The sequence below is a fragment of the Facklamia sp. P12950 genome, from assembly GCF_050409465.1.
Lineage (GTDB): Bacteria > Bacillota > Bacilli > Lactobacillales > Aerococcaceae > Facklamia.
The window spans coordinates 1-994 of the sequence record NZ_JBNUPK010000020.1; the positions used below are offsets into that span (position 1 = coordinate 1).

At 35.6% G+C, this 994-nt stretch carries 1 protein-coding gene; it reads right to left on the bottom strand.

Annotated elements, in window-relative coordinates; translation table 11 throughout:
• Positions 1–458: 458 nt before the first annotated feature.
• Positions 459–994 (bottom strand): fasciclin domain-containing protein (locus tag ACQV2Q_RS08840; protein ID WP_428882506.1); only part of this gene is annotated, 536 nt, incomplete at its 5' end.

Here is a 994-nt window from a genome sequence, read left to right on the forward strand (position 1 = left end):
TTGGTTTCTGCAGTGAAGGAGTGGCCACAATTTCGACAAAGGTAAGGTTGTTTTTAAAAGTAAGTAGCAAGCTTGCCCTGCACTTTCTAAGTAGGTGATTCTAGAGGAGCGTTTGCCGTTTTTAACGACAACTCCTTTCTTTTGGCAACAAAGACAGCTATCAACAGGATAGGTCAGTGTACACTTTATGTGAAGCTTATTTTTGACCGTTTCCCCACAATTATCAGAGAATTTTACGTTAGGGTCTTTTATAGTGAGTAATGTTCGTATACATGAGTTATAGCACAGAGTCCTTTCTATTTTAGTTACCACTTTTAATAGATCGGACTTTTGTGTTTTTATGTAGCAAAAAATAGGGTGGAAGGAAGTGTTTTTCTTCCATCCACCCTATTTATTATAGAACCTTATTTATTCAGCCTCTTTGACGTTAATAGAAAGTAAGAAAAGCTTTGCCTAGCTTATTTAGTATCCACTTTTTGCAACTCGAAGTCTTTAGGAATTAAAACTGTGTCAATGATATGAATAACTCCATTGGAAACTTCTAAATCGGTAGAAGTAATCATCGATTCACTGATCATCGGCTCGTCTTCTGAAAAATCGAAGGCCACTTTTTCTCCATTAACAGTTTCAACAGATTTTCCGTCTTTTAAATCTTCAGCCAAAATTTTACTAGCCACCAGGTGATAAGTTAATAGTTTATTAAGATCAGGCTGTGTTAGTAGCTCTTGCTCCGTGATATCAAGCTCTTCTAATAATTGCTCAAAAGCTTCATCCGTTGGGGCGAAGAGGGTATATGGTTCGTTTTCTTGTAAGATTTCAACTAAATTAGTTTTTTCAAAAGCAGCCGCTAAAATACTGAAATCATCATTATCTTGAAGGGTGGCAACAATATCCTTTTGTTTATGTATGTCTTCTTTAGAACTTATTTCTTTGGTACTTTCTTCTTTAGAGCTCTCTTTTTTAGAGCTTTTTTCTTTGGAGCTTTCTTCTTTAG